General features: G+C 41.9%; 21 protein-coding genes. 5 read left to right on the top strand and 16 right to left on the bottom strand.

Going from position 1 to position 20,605, the window contains the following annotated elements; all coding sequences use genetic code 11:
• Positions 1-3: 3 nt before the first annotated feature.
• The 10 genes from NBH14_RS03095 to NBH14_RS03050 are packed head-to-tail and all read right to left on the bottom strand — an operon-like array spanning position 4 to position 9,582.
• The gene (locus NBH14_RS03095; RefSeq protein WP_186958779.1) at positions 4-579 is read right to left on the bottom strand and encodes a hypothetical protein; all 576 of its coding nucleotides are present in this window, start codon (positions 577-579) and stop codon (positions 4-6) included.
• Positions 572-1,453, bottom strand: coding sequence for a hypothetical protein (locus NBH14_RS03090; RefSeq protein WP_186958780.1), 882 nt, complete (start codon positions 1,451-1,453; stop codon positions 572-574). The genes NBH14_RS03095 and NBH14_RS03090 overlap by 8 nt, the downstream gene beginning before the upstream one ends.
• Positions 1,454-1,483: 30 nt before the next feature.
• Positions 1,484-2,911: a WG repeat-containing protein gene (locus NBH14_RS03085; protein WP_186958781.1), complete on the bottom strand. Its 1,428-nt coding sequence runs from the start codon at positions 2,909-2,911 to the stop codon at positions 1,484-1,486.
• Positions 2,912-2,931: 20 nt separating this feature from the next.
• Positions 2,932-4,335, bottom strand: a complete 1,404-nt coding sequence (locus NBH14_RS03080; protein ID WP_186958782.1) for a hypothetical protein — start codon at positions 4,333-4,335, stop codon at positions 2,932-2,934.
• Positions 4,332-5,258 (bottom strand): hypothetical protein, encoded by a 927-nt coding sequence (locus NBH14_RS03075; protein ID WP_186958783.1) that lies wholly within the window; start codon positions 5,256-5,258, stop codon positions 4,332-4,334. Before NBH14_RS03075 ends, NBH14_RS03080 begins: the two co-directional genes overlap by 4 nt.
• Positions 5,259-5,269: 11 nt before the next feature.
• On the bottom strand, positions 5,270-5,839 hold the full coding sequence (locus NBH14_RS03070) for a hypothetical protein (protein WP_186958784.1): 570 nt from the start codon (positions 5,837-5,839) through the stop codon (positions 5,270-5,272).
• 12 nt (positions 5,840-5,851) lie between these two features.
• Positions 5,852-6,823: a DUF6175 family protein gene (locus NBH14_RS03065; protein ID WP_186958785.1), complete on the bottom strand. Its 972-nt coding sequence runs from the start codon at positions 6,821-6,823 to the stop codon at positions 5,852-5,854.
• Between the two features lie 10 nt (positions 6,824-6,833).
• Positions 6,834-7,340 (bottom strand): hypothetical protein, encoded by a 507-nt coding sequence (locus NBH14_RS03060; protein WP_186958786.1) that lies wholly within the window; start codon positions 7,338-7,340, stop codon positions 6,834-6,836.
• Positions 7,341-7,368: 28 nt separating this feature from the next.
• Positions 7,369-8,991: a hypothetical protein gene (locus tag NBH14_RS03055; protein ID WP_186958787.1), complete on the bottom strand. Its 1,623-nt coding sequence runs from the start codon at positions 8,989-8,991 to the stop codon at positions 7,369-7,371.
• An 18-nt stretch (positions 8,992-9,009) separates the two neighbouring features.
• Positions 9,010-9,582: a hypothetical protein gene (locus NBH14_RS03050; RefSeq protein WP_186958788.1), complete on the bottom strand. Its 573-nt coding sequence runs from the start codon at positions 9,580-9,582 to the stop codon at positions 9,010-9,012.
• A 197-nt stretch (positions 9,583-9,779) separates the two neighbouring features.
• Here NBH14_RS03050 and NBH14_RS03045 point away from each other — a divergent pair, with 197 nt between their 5' ends.
• The 5 genes from NBH14_RS03045 (at position 9,780) to NBH14_RS03025 (ending at position 13,349) form a co-directional block, all read left to right on the top strand.
• On the top strand, positions 9,780-10,949 hold the full coding sequence (locus NBH14_RS03045; RefSeq protein ID WP_186958789.1) for an RNA polymerase sigma factor: 1,170 nt from the start codon (positions 9,780-9,782) through the stop codon (positions 10,947-10,949).
• Positions 10,950-10,959: 10 nt separating this feature from the next.
• Positions 10,960-11,361, top strand: coding sequence for an anti-sigma factor family protein (locus NBH14_RS03040; protein WP_186958790.1), 402 nt, complete (start codon positions 10,960-10,962; stop codon positions 11,359-11,361).
• A gap of 190 nt (positions 11,362-11,551) precedes the next feature.
• Complete coding sequence (locus NBH14_RS03035) at positions 11,552-12,166, top strand: Crp/Fnr family transcriptional regulator (protein ID WP_186958791.1); 615 nt, start codon at positions 11,552-11,554, stop codon at positions 12,164-12,166.
• 401 nt (positions 12,167-12,567) lie between these two features.
• Positions 12,568-13,137, top strand: a complete 570-nt coding sequence (locus NBH14_RS03030) for a Crp/Fnr family transcriptional regulator (protein ID WP_186958792.1) — start codon at positions 12,568-12,570, stop codon at positions 13,135-13,137.
• Between the two features lie 71 nt (positions 13,138-13,208).
• The gene (locus NBH14_RS03025) at positions 13,209-13,349 is read left to right on the top strand and encodes a hypothetical protein (protein WP_167754494.1); all 141 of its coding nucleotides are present in this window, start codon (positions 13,209-13,211) and stop codon (positions 13,347-13,349) included.
• 90 nt (positions 13,350-13,439) lie between these two features.
• On the opposite strand, the gene NBH14_RS03020 is transcribed toward NBH14_RS03025, so the two are convergent.
• The 6 genes from NBH14_RS03020 to NBH14_RS02995 all read right to left on the bottom strand — a co-directional run bounded on the left by NBH14_RS03020 (position 13,440) and on the right by NBH14_RS02995 (position 20,583).
• Positions 13,440-14,600 carry a sodium ion-translocating decarboxylase subunit beta gene (locus NBH14_RS03020; protein ID WP_046146585.1) on the bottom strand — a complete coding sequence of 387 codons (1,161 nt, stop codon included), beginning with the start codon at positions 14,598-14,600 and terminating at the stop codon, positions 13,440-13,442.
• Positions 14,601-14,604: 4 nt separating this feature from the next.
• Positions 14,605-15,036: a biotin/lipoyl-containing protein gene (locus tag NBH14_RS03015; RefSeq protein ID WP_046146586.1), complete on the bottom strand. Its 432-nt coding sequence runs from the start codon at positions 15,034-15,036 to the stop codon at positions 14,605-14,607.
• Between the two features lie 22 nt (positions 15,037-15,058).
• The gene (locus NBH14_RS03010; RefSeq protein WP_186958793.1) at positions 15,059-15,943 is read right to left on the bottom strand and encodes an OadG family transporter subunit; all 885 of its coding nucleotides are present in this window, start codon (positions 15,941-15,943) and stop codon (positions 15,059-15,061) included.
• Between the two features lie 22 nt (positions 15,944-15,965).
• Positions 15,966-17,519, bottom strand: a complete 1,554-nt coding sequence (locus tag NBH14_RS03005) for an acyl-CoA carboxylase subunit beta (RefSeq protein ID WP_186958794.1) — start codon at positions 17,517-17,519, stop codon at positions 15,966-15,968.
• 37 nt (positions 17,520-17,556) lie between these two features.
• Positions 17,557-17,967: a methylmalonyl-CoA epimerase gene (mce, locus tag NBH14_RS03000; protein ID WP_007657779.1), complete on the bottom strand. Its 411-nt coding sequence runs from the start codon at positions 17,965-17,967 to the stop codon at positions 17,557-17,559.
• Positions 17,968-18,168: 201 nt separating this feature from the next.
• Positions 18,169-20,583 carry a TonB-dependent receptor gene (locus tag NBH14_RS02995; protein WP_186958795.1) on the bottom strand — a complete coding sequence of 805 codons (2,415 nt, stop codon included), beginning with the start codon at positions 20,581-20,583 and terminating at the stop codon, positions 18,169-18,171.
• Positions 20,584-20,605: the final 22 nt, after the last annotated feature.

Below are 20,605 nucleotides of genomic sequence, written 5' to 3'. Positions count from 1 at the left end.
TATTTATTCGTCTTTGTGAGTAATAGGGATGTTTTGAAGTATAATAGGTTCAGTATTATTTAATGTTTTACTATAAATATTCAGGTTGATCCTCTTAAATAGGGTTGCTTTGGAGGATACTCCGGCTATCTGCATTCTGAACTTGAGAGGTACCTCCGTTGGGAAAAGTATACTATCCCAATTTTTCATTTCACCATCAGCTATGCTTACATATGTTTCTGTATATTGATTTCCTGAATCGTCATAGACGCGAGTATAACTGCTGCCTCCTAATTGTATTTGTGCATCTTTTCCGTTATTAGTTATGACTAGGTCAAGAATGGCTATCGAACCTGCCATAACACAATTTTTGTATTTTATTTCAATATCTGGATGTGGGGATGTTATTTTGATGTTGGAATGTCTACTTCTGGAAGATGAATTATCATTTCCCAGTATTTTATCCGTTTCATCGAGTATTTTATTTGTTTTTTCTACACCTTTCAATACTTTGTCGAGGAAAGATTGAGCAGAAACTGTTCCTGGTAATATAAGGAATAAGGTTATTCCTATGAGTGATTTGATAAATGTATTATTCATCTTGATTTTTATTTATTATTTGTAATCCAAAAACGATTTGAGTCCATCCGCTGAATGTCAAAAATAAAGTTACAATAGCCAGAATACCGGCAAGTGTATCACTTAGGAGACCGCATATAGCAGCAACTATCAATACAATCATACTGTTCCTTAATAAAGTAGCACCTTTTTTACCTTCATATCCTATTGTTTCAGATGTCATTAATGCGCTATATCCCAGGAATTCAAATATAAAGGCTACTATTGCAAAGATAGTGCTAACCCAACCCATTAACGGAATATAATCGAATATGGCAGCCAAAATACTGATGATAACAGCTATTTTTAATTTGCTGACAGCGTTTTGACCATTAATATCCATATTATCATTTAATTTACTTAAACCGATGATGTATAAGATTAATCCTATTAATGCAGCTGTGATTGTGGCAGTTGTATTATTGATGAAAGAAAAAGTATGTAAGATGACAGCGAGTAAGATTAGGTATGCACCGTTGGCTGAAACTTTGCTCCATTCGATATGCAGCATATTTTTACAGATAAAAAGGGAAATGAATAATAAAAGTAACCCTATATAACTCATCCATGCAGGGAAAGAAGGGATTAATGAAAAGAAAGTAAGTAGAGCTCCTCCACCCGATAGAACAAAAAGTGGAATAGGGATTGCTTCATTTATCTCTTGTTTTTGTTTGTTTACTTTTAACAGAGTAATACCTATGCCGACTACACCGATCAGTTTACAGATGATGACAGGGATATCCAAATCAATACCTGTAAACATAGATATCAAATCAAATTCAGGTAACAAGGTCAATACCAGTAATAAGGTACAACATTGAAGTAATAAAAAATTTTTAGTTATTTCCGTTTTCATGATTATAAATGATTAGAATGGTTTGTAACATCAGAATTCATATTCTTTGAACATAAAGACAATTTCTCCTTCCCTGTTTATGAAGCAGCTGATCAAATAACTACTTCCGTCGTCAATGTAGCAGAATGCGCGGTTATCGGAAAATTCATGTAAGCTTTTTGCACAGTATATTTCATCCCCTTTTGTATCGACCAATGCATCACCGTAATACCATAAACCATCTTGGGGCCAATGAAAGTTATGATCGACATCTTCAAATGTCGGTAAATAGGTTGCCAGCCCGACTACTTTCAAGTCTTTATCAATAATTATTTTATATCTGTTCTGTTGATCATATTTTTTATAAGGGCTTTGATAATTGAAATCAACGAAAGCTCTTCCCTGATAGAACGGTGAAATGTGCTCGACCTGGTCTAAAATAATTGTTCCGTTTTTATCTATCAGGCAATTAGTACCTTCTCTTCTGCTGACGAAAGCCACCCCTTCAGAGAACGGGAAAGGTTCATTGGCAAATTTGTAATCTATTTTTACAACACCTGTCGTATCGATATATCCCCATTTTTTGTTTTCATTCTGTACAGCAGCATAACCGTCATGGAAATCTTGTACTTTTGTGTATTGGGCTTTTACAATGATTTCTCCTTTCTGATTAATAAATCCCCATTTGTTTAAATTGTAGTCGAAATAAGCCGCTAGGTTGTCTGAAAACTGGCGCATGGGTTCAACATCGTTCCATTTGAGCTCAAAGAACAGATGCGGGAAAATAATCTCTCCTTTATTATTGATATATACGACTCTGGAAATTGTTCTGTATTTGTTTTTCGGGTCCGGATAGCTCTGAAGTGCAGTCGCTATGCCATTTCTGAAGTTGGATAATTCACGTATGTCGGTGAATTGTTTTATTTTCTTGCCAGTTTTATCAATTATATAAGAACCTTTAGGGTTACGTACCGGACAAACTCCGTTTTCAAATTCAGGATTTTGAGATTTTCCATGTATCAATCCAAAATCATGTTCATATTTGATGATCTGAGTACCTGTCGTATCGAAAGCTCCCCACAATTTGGTGGTTGGGTCGCAGACAAAACAAGCGTTGTCTTTGAAATATTGGGAACATGTGATGGAACGGCTATCTATATTGATAACTTTTGTTTGTGCTGTTTTTCTCGGAATGATAGGGGTTGCCCAATCTGTCGCTATGCTTCCAATATGTAAACCTTCGGCAGTTGTCTTCCCGTTGTCTTTTTTCGGTCGGTCATTAGAGGATACTACAGTTTCTTTTTCTTCCTCTTTCTGCGATTCTTTTTGAGACTGTTGGGTAGACGAGGTCGTTGCTTCTAATGCATTATTTACTTTATCGATCGTTTTCAATGCCTTTTTCAGGAATGATTGTGCATTGATTGGTGTGGAGGTCAGTCCTCCTAACAGGATTAAAACAATTAATTTGAATGTGTTCATGTGTTTGTTATTTATATTGTTTATAAGATAATTAACTCTGCTTTTATGCCAATAAATTGCTGCATGCATTCTCCGATTTTTGCATTGATATAAGTCGGGTCGCATAGCGTATATTCTTTGCCGTTTTGCCGAAAAAGCGTTCCTCCGGTCGGTTCGCTGAAACATACGGCAGCAGCTATGTGATTCGGGTAATCTACCAGTGCAACCGGCAGGTTCAACAAAAGCCGGACCAGCCGGCAAAAGAAGATGGCACGGTCTTCGCAGTCGTTATAAGGGTAGTAGAGCATTTCATCGGGGAAAAATACTTTTTCGTATCCGAACTGGCCGAGATCAGACTGATAATCAAATGTATGTTGAACAAAATCAAGAAGGAGTGATACTGCTTCGGTTTCGCTTTTGTTCTCGATATGCTTTTTTAGGTACCGGCAAAGGTCCTTTATCTGTTCGGAAGTTCCCGAACGAGCGTAGACAGTAAATTCCGTTTGTGGGATTGTCGAAAAAAAACCGATCAATGCTTTGTCTACTTTCACAGTGACCGATTCGTCTTGCCATGTATGAGGTAAGACGGCAGGCTGGCATTTTCCTTCGAGTAAAGGCAATTCGGGAATACACATGGAAATCCGTTCGGTTGCAAAACGTAACGATTCCTTATAGGTGAATACTTGGGCATTTCCGGGTAAAGGCCGGTCGGAGAGAATGGATAATGTTTGCCGGTCATTCTTTAATTGGGGCACATTGTATATGGTCTCATTTATTTCTACCAGCAGAGCCAACCGGTTCTCGATGCGTCCCATTCTGGCGGCAAACGAAGATTGGTTTAACAGATAAGTTGTCAGGAATACGGCTCCGTTAGGGTTGTTGTGTCGGGCGTAAATGGCTTCAGCCGTTTGTTGAACAAGCTGTAAATATCCCCAGTCATTGAGACGTAAATCCTTTTTATATTGTAATAGCATCGACAGGAGAGGAGCATAATCCGTTTCACTGGCTTTTCTCCACGCATTCGATACAGCCTTTTCGCCTGCATTGTTTACCGGTATAACCAGGGACGGGGTAAAAGGAAACGACAAAGATTTTCCGAAAAAAGAAATGGTAAGTTGTCCTGCTTCAGGTCGAATATCCTTTTTCTCTTCCGGAGGTAAATGTATCTCCTCTTTCCGGTTTTTCGTCTCTTCCTTTTTAATGAAAAAGGTATCCGGATCGATTGAAGGAGGTTGGTTAGTATAAGTAGGAAAGCTGATCCACTCTCTTTCAAGATAATCGGCAAATTCTTTGTTCATCTGCCTGGTCCGGTTGTCGAAGGTTTTATTTTCCTTGTTGACAAATGCGTCGAACTCTCGGAGTAAATCTTTCTGTCCGTTAACGGGCAGAGATAAGTTTCCTGCGATTACCAGTGCTGTTATTTGTATGTATCTTCTAAATGTCATAATGATAGATAAATACGTTTGGAAATAATCTGATTACCCAGCCGGAAACGGATATCGATATAGTTTTCATCGTTTTCGTAACAAGAGCTACTGTTGTATGAAATACGATACAACTCATTTTCAACGGAGACAGATAACCGGGTTGCACAGTTGGAGAGTAACTGTGGTTTCTGCATACAGGAAATTAGCTTGTCTTTCAGATAAAGACTAATGACTATGTTGTTTTTGTCTGCTTCGTTCTCTTGGCGGATCGTAATATATTTGTATAGTTTCCTGTAATTATTACTGAGTTGTTCTGTTTGTGAACGGCGTGGGTCGTCGGTATCGAACTCTGCCTGGAAGGCTTTCAGTTCGTTCAGTGTCCGGTCTATTTCTTCTACACTGCTTATCTGTTCCAAATTATCTCCGTATTGTTTCAGTCGTGTGTTCAGTCCGCTTTCCCGTTCATTGAACTGGTAGACAAGATTGCTTACTTCAAAGTCGGTGAAGAGGTACCGGATATGATATTCGTACTTGTATGTTTTACTATGCTTATTATATAATTTTTCCCAGTAAAAATCTTTAGCTTTAGATAAAGATACTTCGCTGATAAAAGGAATATTGGCGAGCTTGGAGCGGATGAAGGAAGATACGTTTTCCGTATAGTCCGATTCGTTGCCGATGGTCGTTTCTTTCCGTTCTATCGTTGTTGTCGATTCGATTTTGGTGGCAACCGTACCGACGATCTGTTGTTTGATACTGACCAGTATTTTTTCTTTGGCCTCTTCGATGGTCGCGGCTTCTGTTGATACGATCAGATAATTCCTTTCAGCACCGCCTACCCATGCCGGGCGCTTTTTGCTACTCTTTTCAATTGTTTTCCATTGGGCGGAGGCCAGCAATGGGAACAGACATACTATTAATAAGTAAACAACTCTTTTCATAATCCGTCTTTTTATTGGGGTTGGACTTTGAATATCCATTCTGTATCCGGCTCTTTTGCTCCGGCATTGACTCTTTCCTGAGATTCTTCATTGAGAGTCTGGTAGTATGTGATAATCTTCTCTTTCCCTTTGTTGATAAGGGTTTTCAATTTCGGGTTCCGGGCCTGTATCATTCCGATAGCGTTCCGATATGCTTTTGCAGTGGAACGGGCAACGCCTTTTACGTTGAATGTTGTTTGTTGCAGTATTATCTTTTCAGTCTGGTCGGCTATGTAGCAGGTCACTTCCAGTTCCGTCAGATATTGAGGCGGGGTGGAAGGGGTAACTTGGGAGGATAATTCACGAATGCTGGTGACCAGTACGAAACGGCTGATTGTTGAAGCAATGCCGTTAAGTATCACTGCCTGGGTGAGCCGTTCCTCCAGTAAAGAGGCGGCTCCGTCTTGTTTGTCCAATCCCAATGGAGTGAGAACCTGTAGTTTGACGGTGTTTGTCTTTTCCCGGTTCATCTCTTGCCCGGAACCGGTAGTGGAATATAACAGCAGGTTTATGCAATATAAGATGTATAATAACTGTTTCATATACTTTTGTTTTTATTGTTCGCCGATGATCAGCCAGGTTTCGCCCAATCCTCTTTCATATATTTTGGAAGTAATATTAAACGGTTCTTTTTTCAGCATCGAACTCAGGTTGCTGATAAACCGGCGGCTGTCTACCGCCCGTTCTTTACCGGCTATCTGCATGAAAAGCGGGATACGTACCTGTTCGTACCGGATTTCCGATTCACTGCCGTTAATTCGGGAGTAACGTCCATGCAGACAATGGTCGTCCATCCAGAAGTCGATGATGTCGCCGAGGGGCAGTGTCTCTCCGCCATAATCAAATTCTTCCTCCAGATCGAAGGGGGCATTTTGCCAGAGAAGAATATTGATTTTTACTTCTCGTCCGTTTTGTGCCATATCGTTAAAATGAGTCATCAGGGTTGCGTTGAAAGCATCCATATAATTGAGCACTGCTTCTTCCAGTAATACGCCGGTCGTGATGGCTGCTGACGGTTTGCCATCGCCTGATACGCTTGAGATGGTTTTATTGGAATAGGCGTTATTGGCCCGCAGGTTGAAAGAGATATATCGTTTGGGGCCTTGTGTTTTGACATTGAAATCCAGGTCGAGCACAATATCGGCTTTTGCTACTCTTTTAAGTTTGTCGGACGGTGATTCGAGTATTGTGCTGCCGGATGTCTTACTTTGTATCAGGGATAATTCGGCGTCTTCCTGTTGCAATGATTTGAGCGATTGTTCCAGGTCTTTTAGTGGGAAACCACGGTCTGCCATAATGGTAGCCATTTCAGAAATCACTAATCTTAGTTCTTCGCTTTGGCCGACGGCTTTCCGGTAGTCAGGTATTGCCTGGCGTGCTCCGGTTTCATCGGTAAAAGTCGTCATGCAGTTGTTGCGCTGGCACCAGGCATCACTGGGCACTACCATCAATATCGGTTTGCGTGCCTGGCCGAAGAGTGAAGCCGAGACGATCAGCCCTATACATATATAAATAAATCTGTTCATTTTTTTCTGATTAAAAAATACTATCCAGTCGTTTTGCTATTCCTTCTTTCTCCATTGCTTTACGTAGATTATCATACAAAACCTGGATTTTCAGTCCGATTTTGTATCCGCCTTTTACTTTCAGTCTGTCTTGCCCGGAAGGGATACCGTCAGTCGTTATGTTTACATAGTTCAGGTAATTGCCTCCAACGGTAAAGAAGGATTCGAAAAAGTCGGCATGCGTTGTTTCGGCTCCGGTTTCACAGATAGCCGGTGTCGCATTCGTTTCGGCACTACCGGGTAGTCCTCTGAACAGGCAAGCCCTTATTGCCAGCAGTTTGGCTTGCATAATGGCTTCGTCCGGCTTTTTGCCGAAGGTCCATATTTTAAATACTTTGGTCCCGTCTTGTCCTACTCCCTGCATTTGTATTTCATAATTGGTATTGCTATTGAACAGCTGTTTGCGTTCTTTACGGGACTGGGCTGTCCCGCAAAATGTATGGATGCAAAAGATTGCTAGTATGATGTATTTAAACATAGTATCTGTTGTTTGTCGTATATGGTTGTCAGAAACAAATCCGTAATCCTCCGTATAAGTTGAATCCTTCGATATCCCTGTCTTTTGTTATCTTTTTTTCTTTGTAATTTTCACCTTCGCTGAAAGGATAGTTATACTCGACACCGCCGAACAATTGGACCGGATAATAGATATTCAAGTGAAAGCGTAATCCTCCCTGGGCTAACCAGGCATTGTTTTTTCCGGCTTTGTCATCAGTATCCGATTCGTCGTCGTCTTTCAGGAAGCTGTCCAGTCCGGCACCGATATAAGGGTAAATTTCGAAATTATTGCAGCGAAGTCCGAAGCCATAATCGATGGAAGCTGTTACGGCTTTGTCCCAGCCTGTCACCTGCAACATGATGTGGTGACTGGTGGCCCGTGTTGCATAGAGGCTGGTGTTGAGACCGGCATAAATACCTTCCAGTTCCCCGTAACGGTATCCCAGGTCGAGATTGAGATAACAGCTTCTCTTTTCTTTCAGGGTCATTCCTGCTTCCAGTTTACCTCCGGCAATCTGATAAAATTCAGTCGTCGGTGAATTTCCTGTTGCAACCTGTCGGTTCTCGGCAATGTGCGTTGTGGCTTTTACGACCCCTTTTCTTATCAGTTTGGTAGAGTTGTCGTTTTGGGCAACTAGTTCGTACACAAAGTAGCGGTCGTTTACCTTAACCCCTTCTTTTTTTCCTATTTTGGCTTTTACGGGGCGGATGCTATAAATACTGTTTTGTATTTGGAATGATTCATACTTATTTTCAATGCGTCCGCCCAGATCGTCGGCAGCCTCGGAAATCATTTTAACGAACGCATTCTCTTTGAGCTCATCGTTCGAATATTTCCTTTTTTCTCCGTTGTCGATTTTTCTTTGTTGTTTTTCAATCCCTGTTGATTCTGATCGGTCGTCGTCTGCAATCCGTAGAACGAATTTCATCGGGATGTATAGCTTCTCGAAAGCCTGCATTTTGCTGTTGCGTTCTGCCGGAGAGGTATTCTTGTCTATCCAGCAGTTAAACAATTGATCTTGCTTTGAGTTGTCCCACTCTATTTTAAACAGATAGGCGGCGGGGGTTGCATACCAGTAAAAATCGCTGTTATCGTTGTTGCCTTTTTTATATTCATAGCGAATATTGGCATAGTCAAGTACCAGTATATGACAATTGCTGATCAGGGAAAAGCCGCTATCTTTCAATCCTTCGACTCCCCGTTTAGTTGCCTGGCTTTCCAGGATATTCTGGTCGGAGACATTGTATAATCCGCGGTTGTAAATTTGTTCGGCGGACATTTCTCCGGTCTGACTGTTTCGATTGAACAAAGTACAGACAATTTCTTTACCTATATTATTTTTGTTTAGAAAAGTCAGTATGTTTTGCGTACGGTCGGGGGCATGATAATATCCATTTTCACCGGCTATTGTCCGTTTTTCATTGATCCGGATAGAATGGGTCGGTATTTTGTTTATGTCGTATTGGGAGTCAGGGGATACCTGAGTAAAGACCTGGTTGATGACTGTGCTATAGGAATCGTTGTAATCAAGCAGGATTATGCTTAGCGAATTGCGATCGCTTTTGCCGGTTTGGGCAAAAGCGGTCACAATAGCCAGTAAGTTGATAATTGTAAATAATATTTTTCTCATTTGTCCTGTTTATATGGGTTACATGCCTTTTTGTGCACGATGTTTCTGTATCTCGTTTTCCAGGTCTTCCCGCATTGTCTGACTGTCTGCATCTATCTTGTCTTTGGCTTGCTTTTTGATTGTTTCGGCTATTTCCTGTTCCCAGTCCGATTGTAATTCGATACATACATGTGTTTCTATGGAGCCGTTCTGTAACTGAAAGCTGTTGGAGCAGATGACGGGTGCATATTTTATAGTCTGGTCGATCACTTCTTTCACTGCCTGGGATGATTTTTCGGTGAAGTCCTGTTCATCACTGATCGTATGCTCTTGTCTGTACCGGGTAAAAAGGCTGGCGATAGCAGCTTCAATTGTACCTCCCAGTTCTCTGCGAGCACTGAGTATGGCATTATCTCTGGCAAACGACTTGTTTTTACTGATTGCAACTCCATAAGCGCGGAGTTTGCCGGCACTTGGGTCGAGAGCCATTTGTTCGCATTTGTTTTCGGGTAATTCTGTGCGCGAGTTATCTGCTTTTTTACTGCTTCCGCAAGAAAGAGTTAAGAATAATATAGCCGATAGGGCTATCCATTTAAGATTGTTTCTTTTCATAATGCTATATATTAATAATAGTGTTTACCCTTTATTGATTGGTTTTCTTGATTTGTGACAAATGTATCTGTCTTATTTCAGAAAAATCTTAATCTAAATTAAGACTTTCGGTCTCTTGAGGCGAACAAGTGCTGATAAAGGATTATTTATCATTAAAAGTGTTTTTCTTTGTGCACCGTTTCCGGAACGATATTGATATGAATGAAAAAGAAACTGTCGTAGAGATTATACAAAAAGAATGTGAACTGTACCGATTGAAAGAATTTGGATTGCTTACTTCGGTGGAAGAGGAGGCTGACCGGCTTTTACGTCTTTTGCCGGATAGGGTGGCTGATTCTTTTACGGATATGGAATGTTTCAGTAGGTGGAGAAAAAAGGTGACCGACTTATTCTATTCACGGTTAGACTATACTACTTTTTTGAAACGGAATAAGCATACGATTACTTTTTCCCGGTTTTTGCTGTCTTTGCGTAAACGTCTGCTGAGGCAATTACAAACGCATTGGAAACAAGATACGATTGATTCGAGCCTGGCTATTCCTTCACATACGCTGGCATTTAAATTATCTGTTATGCTTTCGGAAGAAGCAGATCTGTTATTGTATCCTTTTATTGACTCGTTTGTTTCTCCTGATGAGTTGGAAGACAATTGCGATAGCTTTTGTAAAAGTTATTACCCTGTTGATATGGAAAAGCTACTTGCCATTCTTCGTAAAGATGATAAAGAATTCTGGAATGATATCTATTTGTTTATAAAATATCAGGCGGTTCGTGTCACATCTTGTCTGTTATTATCAAATCAATATAGGGATGAAATTGAACAAGATACATGGAGTGAATCTTCTCTTTTGTTTCGAGAAAAAATATTAACAGATGTGATTCCGTCTTTTGATTCTGCTATTCATTTACGTAATTATATCGTCAGGATTTGCCGGAACAAATGCTATGAAGTAATGCGTCGTAACAAGTCTCAAGAAGTTCCGATGAGTACTCCTGAGATGGATTTTGAATTTTTAATGGAGAAACTGGTGGATGACACTGAATCTGTCTGTCTGGATATGGATATATCCCGGTTGTCCGATATTGATATTAATTGTAATTATGAAGTTAGTACGGCGCTTACTTCTGTCTTATGGAATAAAATAGACCCTTATTACACCTGGCTGGTTAAAGGGATAGAAGATAAGGTGGATGCTCTCCGGCTACATTACGTAGATGGTCTGTCATATGAAAAAATAGCTCTTTTGCGCACTCCCGATATTTCAACGTTGGAACTGCATCGTATGCAGGCTCGGCTACGTCAGGATGTCGTACGGGTTCGTAAAGTACTGAAAGAGCGTTTCATGAAAATATTAGTAGATTTATAATATGGATGGTATGGGCAAATGTGAAATATATAATGATGAGATGTGGCAGGACTATCTGCTTAATAAACTGAGTCGGGAGGAGTTGGAGAAGGCTCAGTTTCATTTGCATCAGTGTGCTTTTTGCCGGGAAAGGTTGATGCGGATGCGTTCTATGGTTCGGGATATACAAAATGAAGGTAAGGAGGAAAAAGGAATATTCCGTATGCAGCCGGTGTTACGTTATACGGCGGTTATTGCTTTAATCCTGATGTTTTCTGCTGGTGGCTATTATTTTATGCAGCTTTCTTCTGACGGATCAACGATAATTGTAACACCTCCGCCTATACATGATTCTCTTGATTCTGCCAAAACAGCAACGGATAGTTTAGACGTTGTTAATGGAAAGGATACGGTTCTGTACAAGTACAAGTGAGTTTGAGTATCTGTTGTAAACCTTGTTTAATCGGGTATTCCTGTCGTTTCTTATTTTAGGTTAAGAAATATATGTAAGGTATTCCTTAGTTTTGCGAATAACAGTGTGCCTTTTTTGTCACAAACATCGTTTTCCTGACAATTAGAAGTAAAGAATAGTTTGTAACAAATAATTAGGATAAAGAACTTAAATGAGCGAAGTGAAGGTTTTATACGACACCATATATAATGATATGTGTGCATACTTGAAAAATTATTATTCAGTATCGGACGAATTGAGTGATGCTCTGTTTGAACGTTGTACATTGCAGCATTTTACAAAAGGTAATTTGTTGGTTTCTGAAGATATGGAATGTAATAATTTGTATTTCATTGTCCGGGGATTCTGTTCATGCTGTTATGTGAAGGATGGGAAGGAGTATGTATTACGTTTTATGAAGGAAGGGGATTTTTGCCTGCTTTTTCACGGTTTTTTAGGTAAGCGCAGAGCATTGCTGAATATTAAGGCGATGCGGGATACTACGGTTCTTTGTCTTAATCGGGAGAATTTTGAATATCTAAGCAAAACCTATACTGACTTTGTCATGCTTTTTTATCATGTGATGATGGATTTTGTGGTGGAAAGTGAGGAGAGATATTTTCACATTCGTTCCAATAATGCGGAAGGACGCGTTGTTCATTACAAAGAAACTCATGATATACAATATCTGTTGCAACGCGTCCCGCAGTATAGTGTCGCTTCGTATCTGAATATGACACCGGAAACCTTTGCGAAAATCTGGGGACAGTTGAATAAAAAAACTTAAGCCTTTAGAATTTCTGTTTTTTAGTATCTAAAATGGCTTCTCTGATGAAAACTAATATTTTTCTTGTATCTTTGTAATGTAACCGATGTTCTGCAAGGAGTTGCGTCTCGGTTAGACATACGGATAAAAGAGAAGCGTTTAAAAGATATTATCCTTAATCTGGAAATCTCGACAATTTCTTAGCGATAATGAGGATAGTAGGCAGCAAACGCTCACGTTTCTTTTCTTGTTTATATCATACATTGTTTGTATGACAAGATAAAGGGCGTGGGCTGTTGTTTATACTTATTATTGTGGGCAGTCGAGAGCCTCCAGATTGAGTGTAGATTACAGTTCCTGCGCCTTCTTTATTTTTAGGTCTGTCCATTTCGGGAACTGATGGATATTGAAGTGTATAGCTTATGTATGAATACCTGAAACAATATGCTCCGGTTTCAGATGAACTTTGTGAAGCCTTGTCTGATTCTTGTGAACAAAAGGAGTTCTCAAAAAGAGATTTGTTAGTATCGGCCGATACTGAGTGTAATTACTTGTATTTTATATTGGAGGGTCTTTGTATCAGTTATTTTGAAAAAGATGGGCGGGTTTGTGTAGCCCGGTTCTGTAAAGAAGGAGATTTTTGTACTCCTTTTCATTCTTTTTTAGGCGAAAAGAAGTCTTTCCTGAGTGTGGTGGCATATGAAAGAACTACTGTTCTTTGTATCAGCCGGAAAGCTTTTGATTGTCTATGGCAGAAGTTTGATGGCTTTTCCACTCTGATTTATGCTGCCCTTGAGAAACAAACGATAGAATATGAGGAAAGAGATTTTTGGATGCGGAGTTTGTCGTCTGTTGAACGTCTTCGGCATAGTCTTGAAATACGGGAAGTGCAGTCGCTTCTTCAAAGAGTCCCCCAGTATATGATCGCATCTTACTTGCAGATGACGGCAGAACATTATGCCAAATTGCAAAAGCAACTTAATAAAGGGTAACATCTTTTTAAACCAAAGACTTGTTTCTGTTGTTTTATGCTCATATAAAACAGAATCAGAATTACGAAGGTATGAAAAAGAAAAATCTATGGTTGATCATCGGGGTTATTATTGCGATTGTCCTTTTGATGGTATGGTTGTTTGTGGGGACGACATTGGAAGAAGTAACTAATCCGGAAACAGCTCCGATGGAGATTGAGCAGAATGTATAAAAAGTTGACAGTTGACAAGTGGCGGTTGACAGATTTAGAAAAGATTCTATTTATCTGTCACTTGCCATCTATCAACTGTCACTTGTTTTATTATCCTAAGAATCCTAACAGGATACCGGCTGCTACAGCAGAACCGATTACACCTGCTACGTTCGGACCCATGGCGTGCATCAACAGATAGTTGGTCGGATCATATTCCAGACCTACAACCTGAGAGATACGTGCTGAGTCGGGAACGGCAGATACACCGGCATTACCGATAAGCGGGTTGATCTTGTTGCCTTGTTTCAGGAACAAGTTGAAGAACTTAACGAACAATACACCGGCACAGGTTGCGATCACGAATGACAACGCACCCAAACCGAAGATCTTGATAGAGTTCAGTGTCAGGAACTGAGTTGCCTGTGTAGAAGCACCTACTGTGATACCTAACAGGATAGTGATTGTATCGATCAGCGGACCGCGGGCTGTTTCAGCCAGACGACGGGTTACACCACTTTCTTTCAACAGGTTTCCGAAGAACAACATACCCAGCAAAGGCAAACCTGAAGGTACAAGGAAGCAAGTCAGCAACAGACCTACGATCGGGAAGATGATCTTTTCAGTAGAAGAAACGGCTCTCGGCGGTTTCATACGGATCAGACGTTCTTTCTTTGTCGTAAGTAGTCTCATGAACGGCGGCTGGATAATAGGTACCAACGCCATATATGAGTAGGCCGACACCGCAATAGCACCCATCAGGTTCGGGGCCAGTTTGGAAGACAGGAAGATAGCCGTAGGACCGTCAGCACCACCGATAATACCGATAGCACCGGCCTGGTTCGGTTCGAATCCCATCTGAAGAGCGATAATATAAGCACCGAAGATACCGAACTGGGCGGCAGCACCGATCAACATCAGCTTTGGATTGGATATCAAAGCGGAGAAGTCGGTCATCGCCCCGATACCGAGGAAGATCAACGGCGGATACCATCCGGAGGTTACCCCCTGATAGAGGATGTTAAGTACAGACCCTTGTTCGTAGATACCTACCTGAAGCCCTGCATCTTTAAAAGGAATGTTACCGATCAGGATACCGAATCCGATAGGGATCAGCAACATGGGTTCAAATTCATATTTAATCGCAAGGAATATAAAGAGCAAACCAACCAATATCATAATGATATGGCCCGGAGTTGCATTATATACTCCTGTATAGGTGAGGAACAACTGTAGGTTGTCACCCAGGAATGATAAAAAACTCTCTTGCATACTCTTATCCGATTACGACGAGATCAGCACCTTCCAGTACAGAGTCTCCTTTGTGTACTTTAATTTCAATAATCTTACCGTCGCGGTCAGCGTTGATGTTGTTTTCCATCTTCATGGCCTCAAGGATAAGTAAAGTTTGTCCTCTCTTCACTGTGTCGCCTACATTGCATTTGATTTGCAGGATAACACCTGGAAGCGGGGTCTTAACGGCGCCCTGGGTTGTAGATGCAGCCGGACGAGTAACAACCGGTTCGCCGCTGGCTGTAGTAGGAGCCTGTGCCGGGCGTTTGAGTGTAACCATTTGTTTTTTCGCCGGTTTCTCCATTTTTACATTATAAGGAGTACCGTTTACTTCTACTTCAGCGATATCGTCAACCACTGAATTAATGTGTACTTTATATACGTTACCGTTGATGGTATATTTAAAACTTTTCATTCTTGTTTGTTTTTAGAGATAATCACTTTCTGGGAGTTTCACGTAAACTGTAGATCTTAGAACTCCATGGAGAATATGCACGGCGAACCTTGCGGATTGTAAGCACTGTATGTTCGATGTCGTGATTGTCATCACTCATTTCATACAAAGCTGTAGCGATTGCTGCAAATACTTCTCCCGAAACCTCGTCAGGTGCGCTTGCACTAACCGGAGCACCGGCTTTCTGTGCATTACGTTTGCTGGCTGCGATAGCGGCCTTACCAACCTGTTTGAAGATCAGATAAAGAAGGAGCAAACCTAAGAATACAACGGTCATGGCTGTTATAGTCATACCGATACCCAAAGAGTCGTTTGTCTTAAAGTTTTCGATCTTTTCGTTAGAATCCAATGTCAGGTTGTTTGTGCTTGGAGTCACTTTTGTGAGCTGTGCCCATTCTTCCTGTCCGTCAATGACTCTACCATAGCTGACATCCGGTCTTTGTGCTGCCGGAATGGTGATTTCGTCAATTAGTGTTTTACCATCTGCATCGTATAAAGCGATATAGTTTTCTTTCGACGGATCTAACGTGAAATTGACATGAAAAGTACCACGGTTAGGTTCACCATCCGCCCAGAACAGAGTGTGTTGATGGGGGGGGATCTGAGTTAGTACGTCACCCTTGGGGATCGGATATTTTTTAGGATTGTTCTTGTCGTCTGTCAAGAAACAACCTGCAATATTAACCGTTCCGGCAGAAGTATTGAATAATTCTATCCAGCCGTGACGTTTGCCATAGTCGTCAACGAAATTATCTTCGTTGATGACCAGCACTTCATTTATTCGCATGGAGGTTGCACGCTGTGCCTGTGCCCCGAATGATACGAGCAGGATGAACAGCAGCAATACTCCAAATCTTTTGTTAGTCATATTCATTTTCCTGTTTTAAGAATTATAGAGGCAGATTGTCATGTTTCTTAGCAGGATTGCTTAACTTTTTCGTCTGCAATTGTTGTAAAGCACGAATGATACGGAAACGGGTATTACGCGGTTCGATCACATCGTCGATATAACCGTATTGAGCTGCGTTGTACGGGTTTGCGAATGCCTTCTTGTATTCTGCTTCTTTTTCGGCTGTTGCTTTTGCAGGATCTTCGGATGCGGCAACTTCTTTTGCGAAGATAACTTCTACAGCACCGCTCGGGCCCATAACTGCGATTTCAGCTGTCGGCCATGCGTAGTTCATATCGCCACGCAGGTGTTTAGAACTCATCACGCAGTAAGCACCACCGTAAGATTTACGCAATGTAACAGTGATTTTAGGCACAGTTGCTTCGCCGTAAGCGTAAAGCAATTTGGCTCCGTGAAGGATTACACCATTGTATTCCTGGCCTGTTCCCGGAAGGAATCCCGGTACGTCTACCAATGTTACCAAAGGAATGTTGAAAGCGTCGCAGAAACGGACGAAGCGGCCTGCCTTACGGGAAGCGTTGCTGTCCAGACAGCCTGCCATTACTTTCGGCTGGTTAGCTACGATACCAACAGATTGGCCGTTGAAACGTGCGAAACCAACAATAATATTTTTAGCATAATCAGCATGTACTTCCAGGAATTCGTTGTTGTCAACGATTGTGCCGATTACTTCGTACATGTCATATGACTGGTTAGCGTTGTCAGGAATGATGTCGTTCAATACATCGTCCAAACGGTCGATCGGGTCTTTGCATTCGATCAGCGGAGTTTCTTCCAGGTTGTTCTGCGGAAGGAAGCTGAGCAATTTACGGATCAGTTGCAGACCGTCTTCTTCTGTATCGACAGCGAAGTGGGCAACACCCGATTTTGTTGTGTGTACGCTTGCACCACCCAATTCTTCCTGGGTTACGTCTTCACCGGTAACGGTTTTTACTACTTTCGGACCAGTTAGGAACATGTAGCTGGTACCACGTGTCATGATGTTAAAGTCTGTCAGGGCCGGAGAATAAACTGCACCGCCTGCACACGGACCGAAGATACCTGAGATCTGAGGTACTACACCGGATGCAAGGATATTACGCTGGAAGATTTCAGCATATCCTGCCAGGGCGTTAACACCTTCCTGGATACGTGCTCCACCTGAGTCGTTCAAGCCGATGACAGGGGCACCCATCTTCATGGCCTGATCCATTACCTTACAAATCTTCATGGCCAGTGATTCTGACAAAGCTCCTCCGAATACGGTGAAGTCCTGTGCGAAGATGTAGACCAGACGGCCGTCGATCGTACCATATCCGGTTACGATACCATCACCCAGGAATTTTGTTTTTTCAATACCGAAGTTAGTACAACGGTGCTGAACGAACATATCAAACTCCTCGAAACTACCTTCGTCAAGCAACATGGCGATACGTTCGCGTGCTGTGTACTTGCCTTTCTTGTGCTGAGATTCGATTCTTTTTTCTCCACCACCTAAACGGGCTTGTTCGCGAAGAGCGATAAGCTCTTTTACTTTTTCAAGTTGGTTACTCATTGTATTTCTGATTTGTTGTTAGAAATGAACTGATTAATTATTTTTTACCCGGCATGCAAAGTTCTGTCAATACGCTGCAAGTTGATTTCGGGTGAAGGAATGCAATGTTCAGACCTTCTGCACCACCGCGGGGAGCTTTGTCGATCAGTTTAACACCTTTTGATTCAGCTTCGTCCAATGCAGCCTGTACATCAGGTACAGCAAATGCGATATGGTGAATGCCTTCGCCTTTCTTTTCGATGAATTTGGCGATAGTGCTGTCTTCGCTGGTCGGTTCAAGTAATTCGATTTTTGTTTGGCCTACTTTAAAGAACGCAGTCTTTACTTTCTGGTCAGCAACTTCTTCGATGTTATAGCATTTCATGCCTAAAATTTCTTCATAATACGGCAGACAAGCTTCGATGCTTTTTACTGCAATTCCCAGATGTTCAATATGTGTAATTTCCATGTCAATAAGAATTTAATAATTGATAAATGCTTTTTGTTTTTGATGGCAAAGGTACATTCTTTTTGAAGAATCAAGAAATATTTCATTAATAATAATTTGCCAATTTGCCAATATATAAATTTGCCAATGAAAGCCTTAACTTCTCATTGGCAAATCCTGTTTTCTATTGGCATATTGGCAAATTATCTCATTGGCATATTCTTAGAAATCGACTATCAGTCGTGCATTGAGTTGTCGGCCTGTCAGGTAATTCGGTACAGCATATTGCTGGTTGTCGATGTTGGTGATCCAGTAATAGGAACTGACATTTTTTATATCGAACAGGTTAAATACGTCCACTCCGATCCAGATATTTTTCAGGTGACGAAAGACTCCGCGGTCCATGATCGCATCGGTTCCTCCGGCCAGCTGGTAAGAGAAACCGAGGTCGACACGTTTGTAGGCCGGTGTGCGGAAAGTACTCTTCACATCTTCGTATTTCGTGCGTGGTGCAATAAAAGGAAGTCCACCGGAGAGGACGCCTTTCAGATTCAGTTTTACACGTTTGTATCCGGGGAAATAATCCTGAAAGAATAACGATACGTTATATCCCTGGCTGTTGGGCATGGGAACGGTTACCATGTCACGGATTGTTTGCTCTGCTTTCATAAGCGAGAAACTGATCCATGAGTCGGTTCCGGGTACAAATTCACCGAAGAATTTAACATCGATACCCATTGCATGGCCTTTGGCGCAGTTCTCTCCGTAGTACCGGATCTTTACGTTGTCGACGGTGTAAGGAATCAGGTCGTCCAGTTTCTTGTAATAGAAGTCGGCACTGACTTTAAAGTTACGGTCGGCTGCCCGGAACGTATAATCGCCACCGAGTATGAAATGGATGGAACGTTGTGATTTGATATCTTTGTTCAGTTCGATAATATCATTGCCTGCGGCATCCTGCACGGTAGTTCGTAATTCTTTATAGAACGGTGACTGGTAATAGATACCTGTCGCTGCACGGAAGGTCAGATTCTGATCGAAATTAGGGATAAAACCTAAAGAAACGCGCGGACTGAAAATGAATTCTTTGTTATAGCTCCAGTAGCTTCCGCGGATACCGCCGATGAGTGTGAACATACCTTGCTTGGTACGGAACTTGAAAACGTCCTGCAAATATCCCGATACCCGAGTAGTCGACAAATCATTGTCCGAATAAAGATTGGAGATCACGTTTACCCCGTTCCCCGTTTGAGGAAGTGAATAGCCTGCCGAGTCACGTTTTTCCCATTCGCTGATGCGGTCGTTTATCTTTTCCATCTGTACGGTAGTTCCCCATTTCAGCGTGTTGTTTTTGATCTTGCTGCTGCCGTAATGTCCCACATTCATGATGGTTGAACTTAAACGGTTGCGGGCATGCTCATGGTAGCGGGCTATTTCAAGGGCATTCTGGTTATTGTCGTTTTCTGTTGTAGCATCGCCCAGCCAGTATTCACCGGTGATGTCGTAGGTTTCTATTTCCTTGCTGGAGAAAGCGGATGCCTGAAGGCCCAGTTCTGTTTTTTCGTTCGGATTGTGTTTCAAGGTCAGTGCGCCGAAGATTGTCTGGAACTTATCCCGCTCGCGACTGTTGGGGAAATAAACTTCAAACCGTTGGGCATTTTCTACCGTACCGAAGTTTGTCTCCCGTTTATGCGGAGTGAATTTGAATGTGTTGGACGCCAGGTTCCCCAGAAAGTTTACTTCCCATTTCGGAGCTAACTGATAAGTCATGTATGATTGCAGATCGACGAAATCCGGCTGGTATTCGGCGTCCGTATCCATTGTTTTTAGTAGCGAACGTCCTGTCTTATAACGAACACCGGTTATTTGTGTGAACTTGCCGATGGAACTGCCCACATAGGCGTTTGCTCCCAGTAAGCTGGCGGAGGCCGATCCTTCAAATAACTTGGGTTTTTTATAGGTGATGTCAAGAACAGAACTCATTTTATCTCCATACCGTGCTTCAAATCCTCCGGCTGCGAAGTTGACCGCTTCGGTCAGGTCGGGATTGATAAAGCTCAGACCTTCCTGCTGGCCGGAACGGATCAGCAACGGACGGAATACTTCCAGGCCGTTTACATATACTATGTTCTCATCGTAACTACCGCCGCGAACCGAATACTGGGAACTTAATTCGTTGCTGGATGAAACTCCGGCAAAAGTGACCACGAGGCTTTCAATGCTTCCGCCGGCAGGGTCGGGGAGGAGCTTGACACGGTCGGCATCCAGTGTTTGTAATGTTCCGGTTTGTTTGCGGATGGCTGTTGCCATTACTTCCCCAAGTTCAATACTGGTGTAGTTCATCTGTACATTCAGCCGCATGTCCTGTTGCAGGCTAGGTAGAATACGTTCTGCCTTGTTATATCCCAGGCAAGAAAAAATAACCGCTACGGAATCGCCCGGCGACGTGGTGATCGAATAGTAACCTTTTTCATTGGTCATTGCCCCGTTCAGCGTATTCTTTATCTGAACAAGCACAAGTTCGAGCGGACTACCGTCGGCATCCCGAACATATCCCGTGATTTTAACATGCTTTTGTCCAAAAGCGCTGATTGAAACTAATATAAATAGCAGTGCAGCTATCGCACGAATCTTCATAATTAATAATGTTATAGCTTTA

The sequence above is a fragment of the Parabacteroides caecihominis genome (genome assembly GCF_023656785.1).
In the GTDB taxonomy this organism is placed as follows: domain Bacteria; phylum Bacteroidota; class Bacteroidia; order Bacteroidales; family Tannerellaceae; genus Parabacteroides; species Parabacteroides segnis.
This window is presented reverse-complemented; position numbering and strand designations above follow the sequence as displayed.

Coding starts and splice junctions, on each gene's coding strand:
- NBH14_RS03075 (WP_186958783.1), bottom strand. CDS start 5,258: ATGAAAAGAGTTGTTTACTTATTAATAGTATGTCTGTTCCCATTGCTG.
- NBH14_RS03025 (WP_167754494.1), top strand. CDS start 13,209: ATGAAAAAGAAAAATCTATGGTTGATCATCGGGGTTATTATTGCGATT.
- NBH14_RS03010 (WP_186958793.1), bottom strand. CDS start 15,943: ATGACTAACAAAAGATTTGGAGTATTGCTGCTGTTCATCCTGCTCGTA.
- NBH14_RS03050 (WP_186958788.1), bottom strand. CDS start 9,582: ATGAAAAGAAACAATCTTAAATGGATAGCCCTATCGGCTATATTATTC.
- NBH14_RS03055 (WP_186958787.1), bottom strand. CDS start 8,991: ATGAGAAAAATATTATTTACAATTATCAACTTACTGGCTATTGTGACC.
- NBH14_RS03090 (WP_186958780.1), bottom strand. CDS start 1,453: ATGAAAACGGAAATAACTAAAAATTTTTTATTACTTCAATGTTGTACC.
- NBH14_RS03065 (WP_186958785.1), bottom strand. CDS start 6,823: ATGAACAGATTTATTTATATATGTATAGGGCTGATCGTCTCGGCTTCA.
- NBH14_RS03095 (WP_186958779.1), bottom strand. CDS start 579: ATGAATAATACATTTATCAAATCACTCATAGGAATAACCTTATTCCTT.
- NBH14_RS03080 (WP_186958782.1), bottom strand. CDS start 4,335: ATGACATTTAGAAGATACATACAAATAACAGCACTGGTAATCGCAGGA.
- NBH14_RS03005 (WP_186958794.1), bottom strand. CDS start 17,519: ATGAGTAACCAACTTGAAAAAGTAAAAGAGCTTATCGCTCTTCGCGAA.
- NBH14_RS03045 (WP_186958789.1), top strand. CDS start 9,780: ATGAATGAAAAAGAAACTGTCGTAGAGATTATACAAAAAGAATGTGAA.
- NBH14_RS03070 (WP_186958784.1), bottom strand. CDS start 5,839: ATGAAACAGTTATTATACATCTTATATTGCATAAACCTGCTGTTATAT.
- NBH14_RS03035 (WP_186958791.1), top strand. CDS start 11,552: ATGAGCGAAGTGAAGGTTTTATACGACACCATATATAATGATATGTGT.
- NBH14_RS03040 (WP_186958790.1), top strand. CDS start 10,960: ATGGGCAAATGTGAAATATATAATGATGAGATGTGGCAGGACTATCTG.
- NBH14_RS03030 (WP_186958792.1), top strand. CDS start 12,568: ATGTATGAATACCTGAAACAATATGCTCCGGTTTCAGATGAACTTTGT.
- NBH14_RS03060 (WP_186958786.1), bottom strand. CDS start 7,340: ATGTTTAAATACATCATACTAGCAATCTTTTGCATCCATACATTTTGC.
- NBH14_RS03020 (WP_046146585.1), bottom strand. CDS start 14,600: ATGCAAGAGAGTTTTTTATCATTCCTGGGTGACAACCTACAGTTGTTC.
- NBH14_RS03015 (WP_046146586.1), bottom strand. CDS start 15,036: ATGAAAAGTTTTAAATATACCATCAACGGTAACGTATATAAAGTACAC.
- NBH14_RS03085 (WP_186958781.1), bottom strand. CDS start 2,911: ATGAACACATTCAAATTAATTGTTTTAATCCTGTTAGGAGGACTGACC.
- NBH14_RS02995 (WP_186958795.1), bottom strand. CDS start 20,583: ATGAAGATTCGTGCGATAGCTGCACTGCTATTTATATTAGTTTCAATC.
- mce (WP_007657779.1), bottom strand. CDS start 17,967: ATGGAAATTACACATATTGAACATCTGGGAATTGCAGTAAAAAGCATC.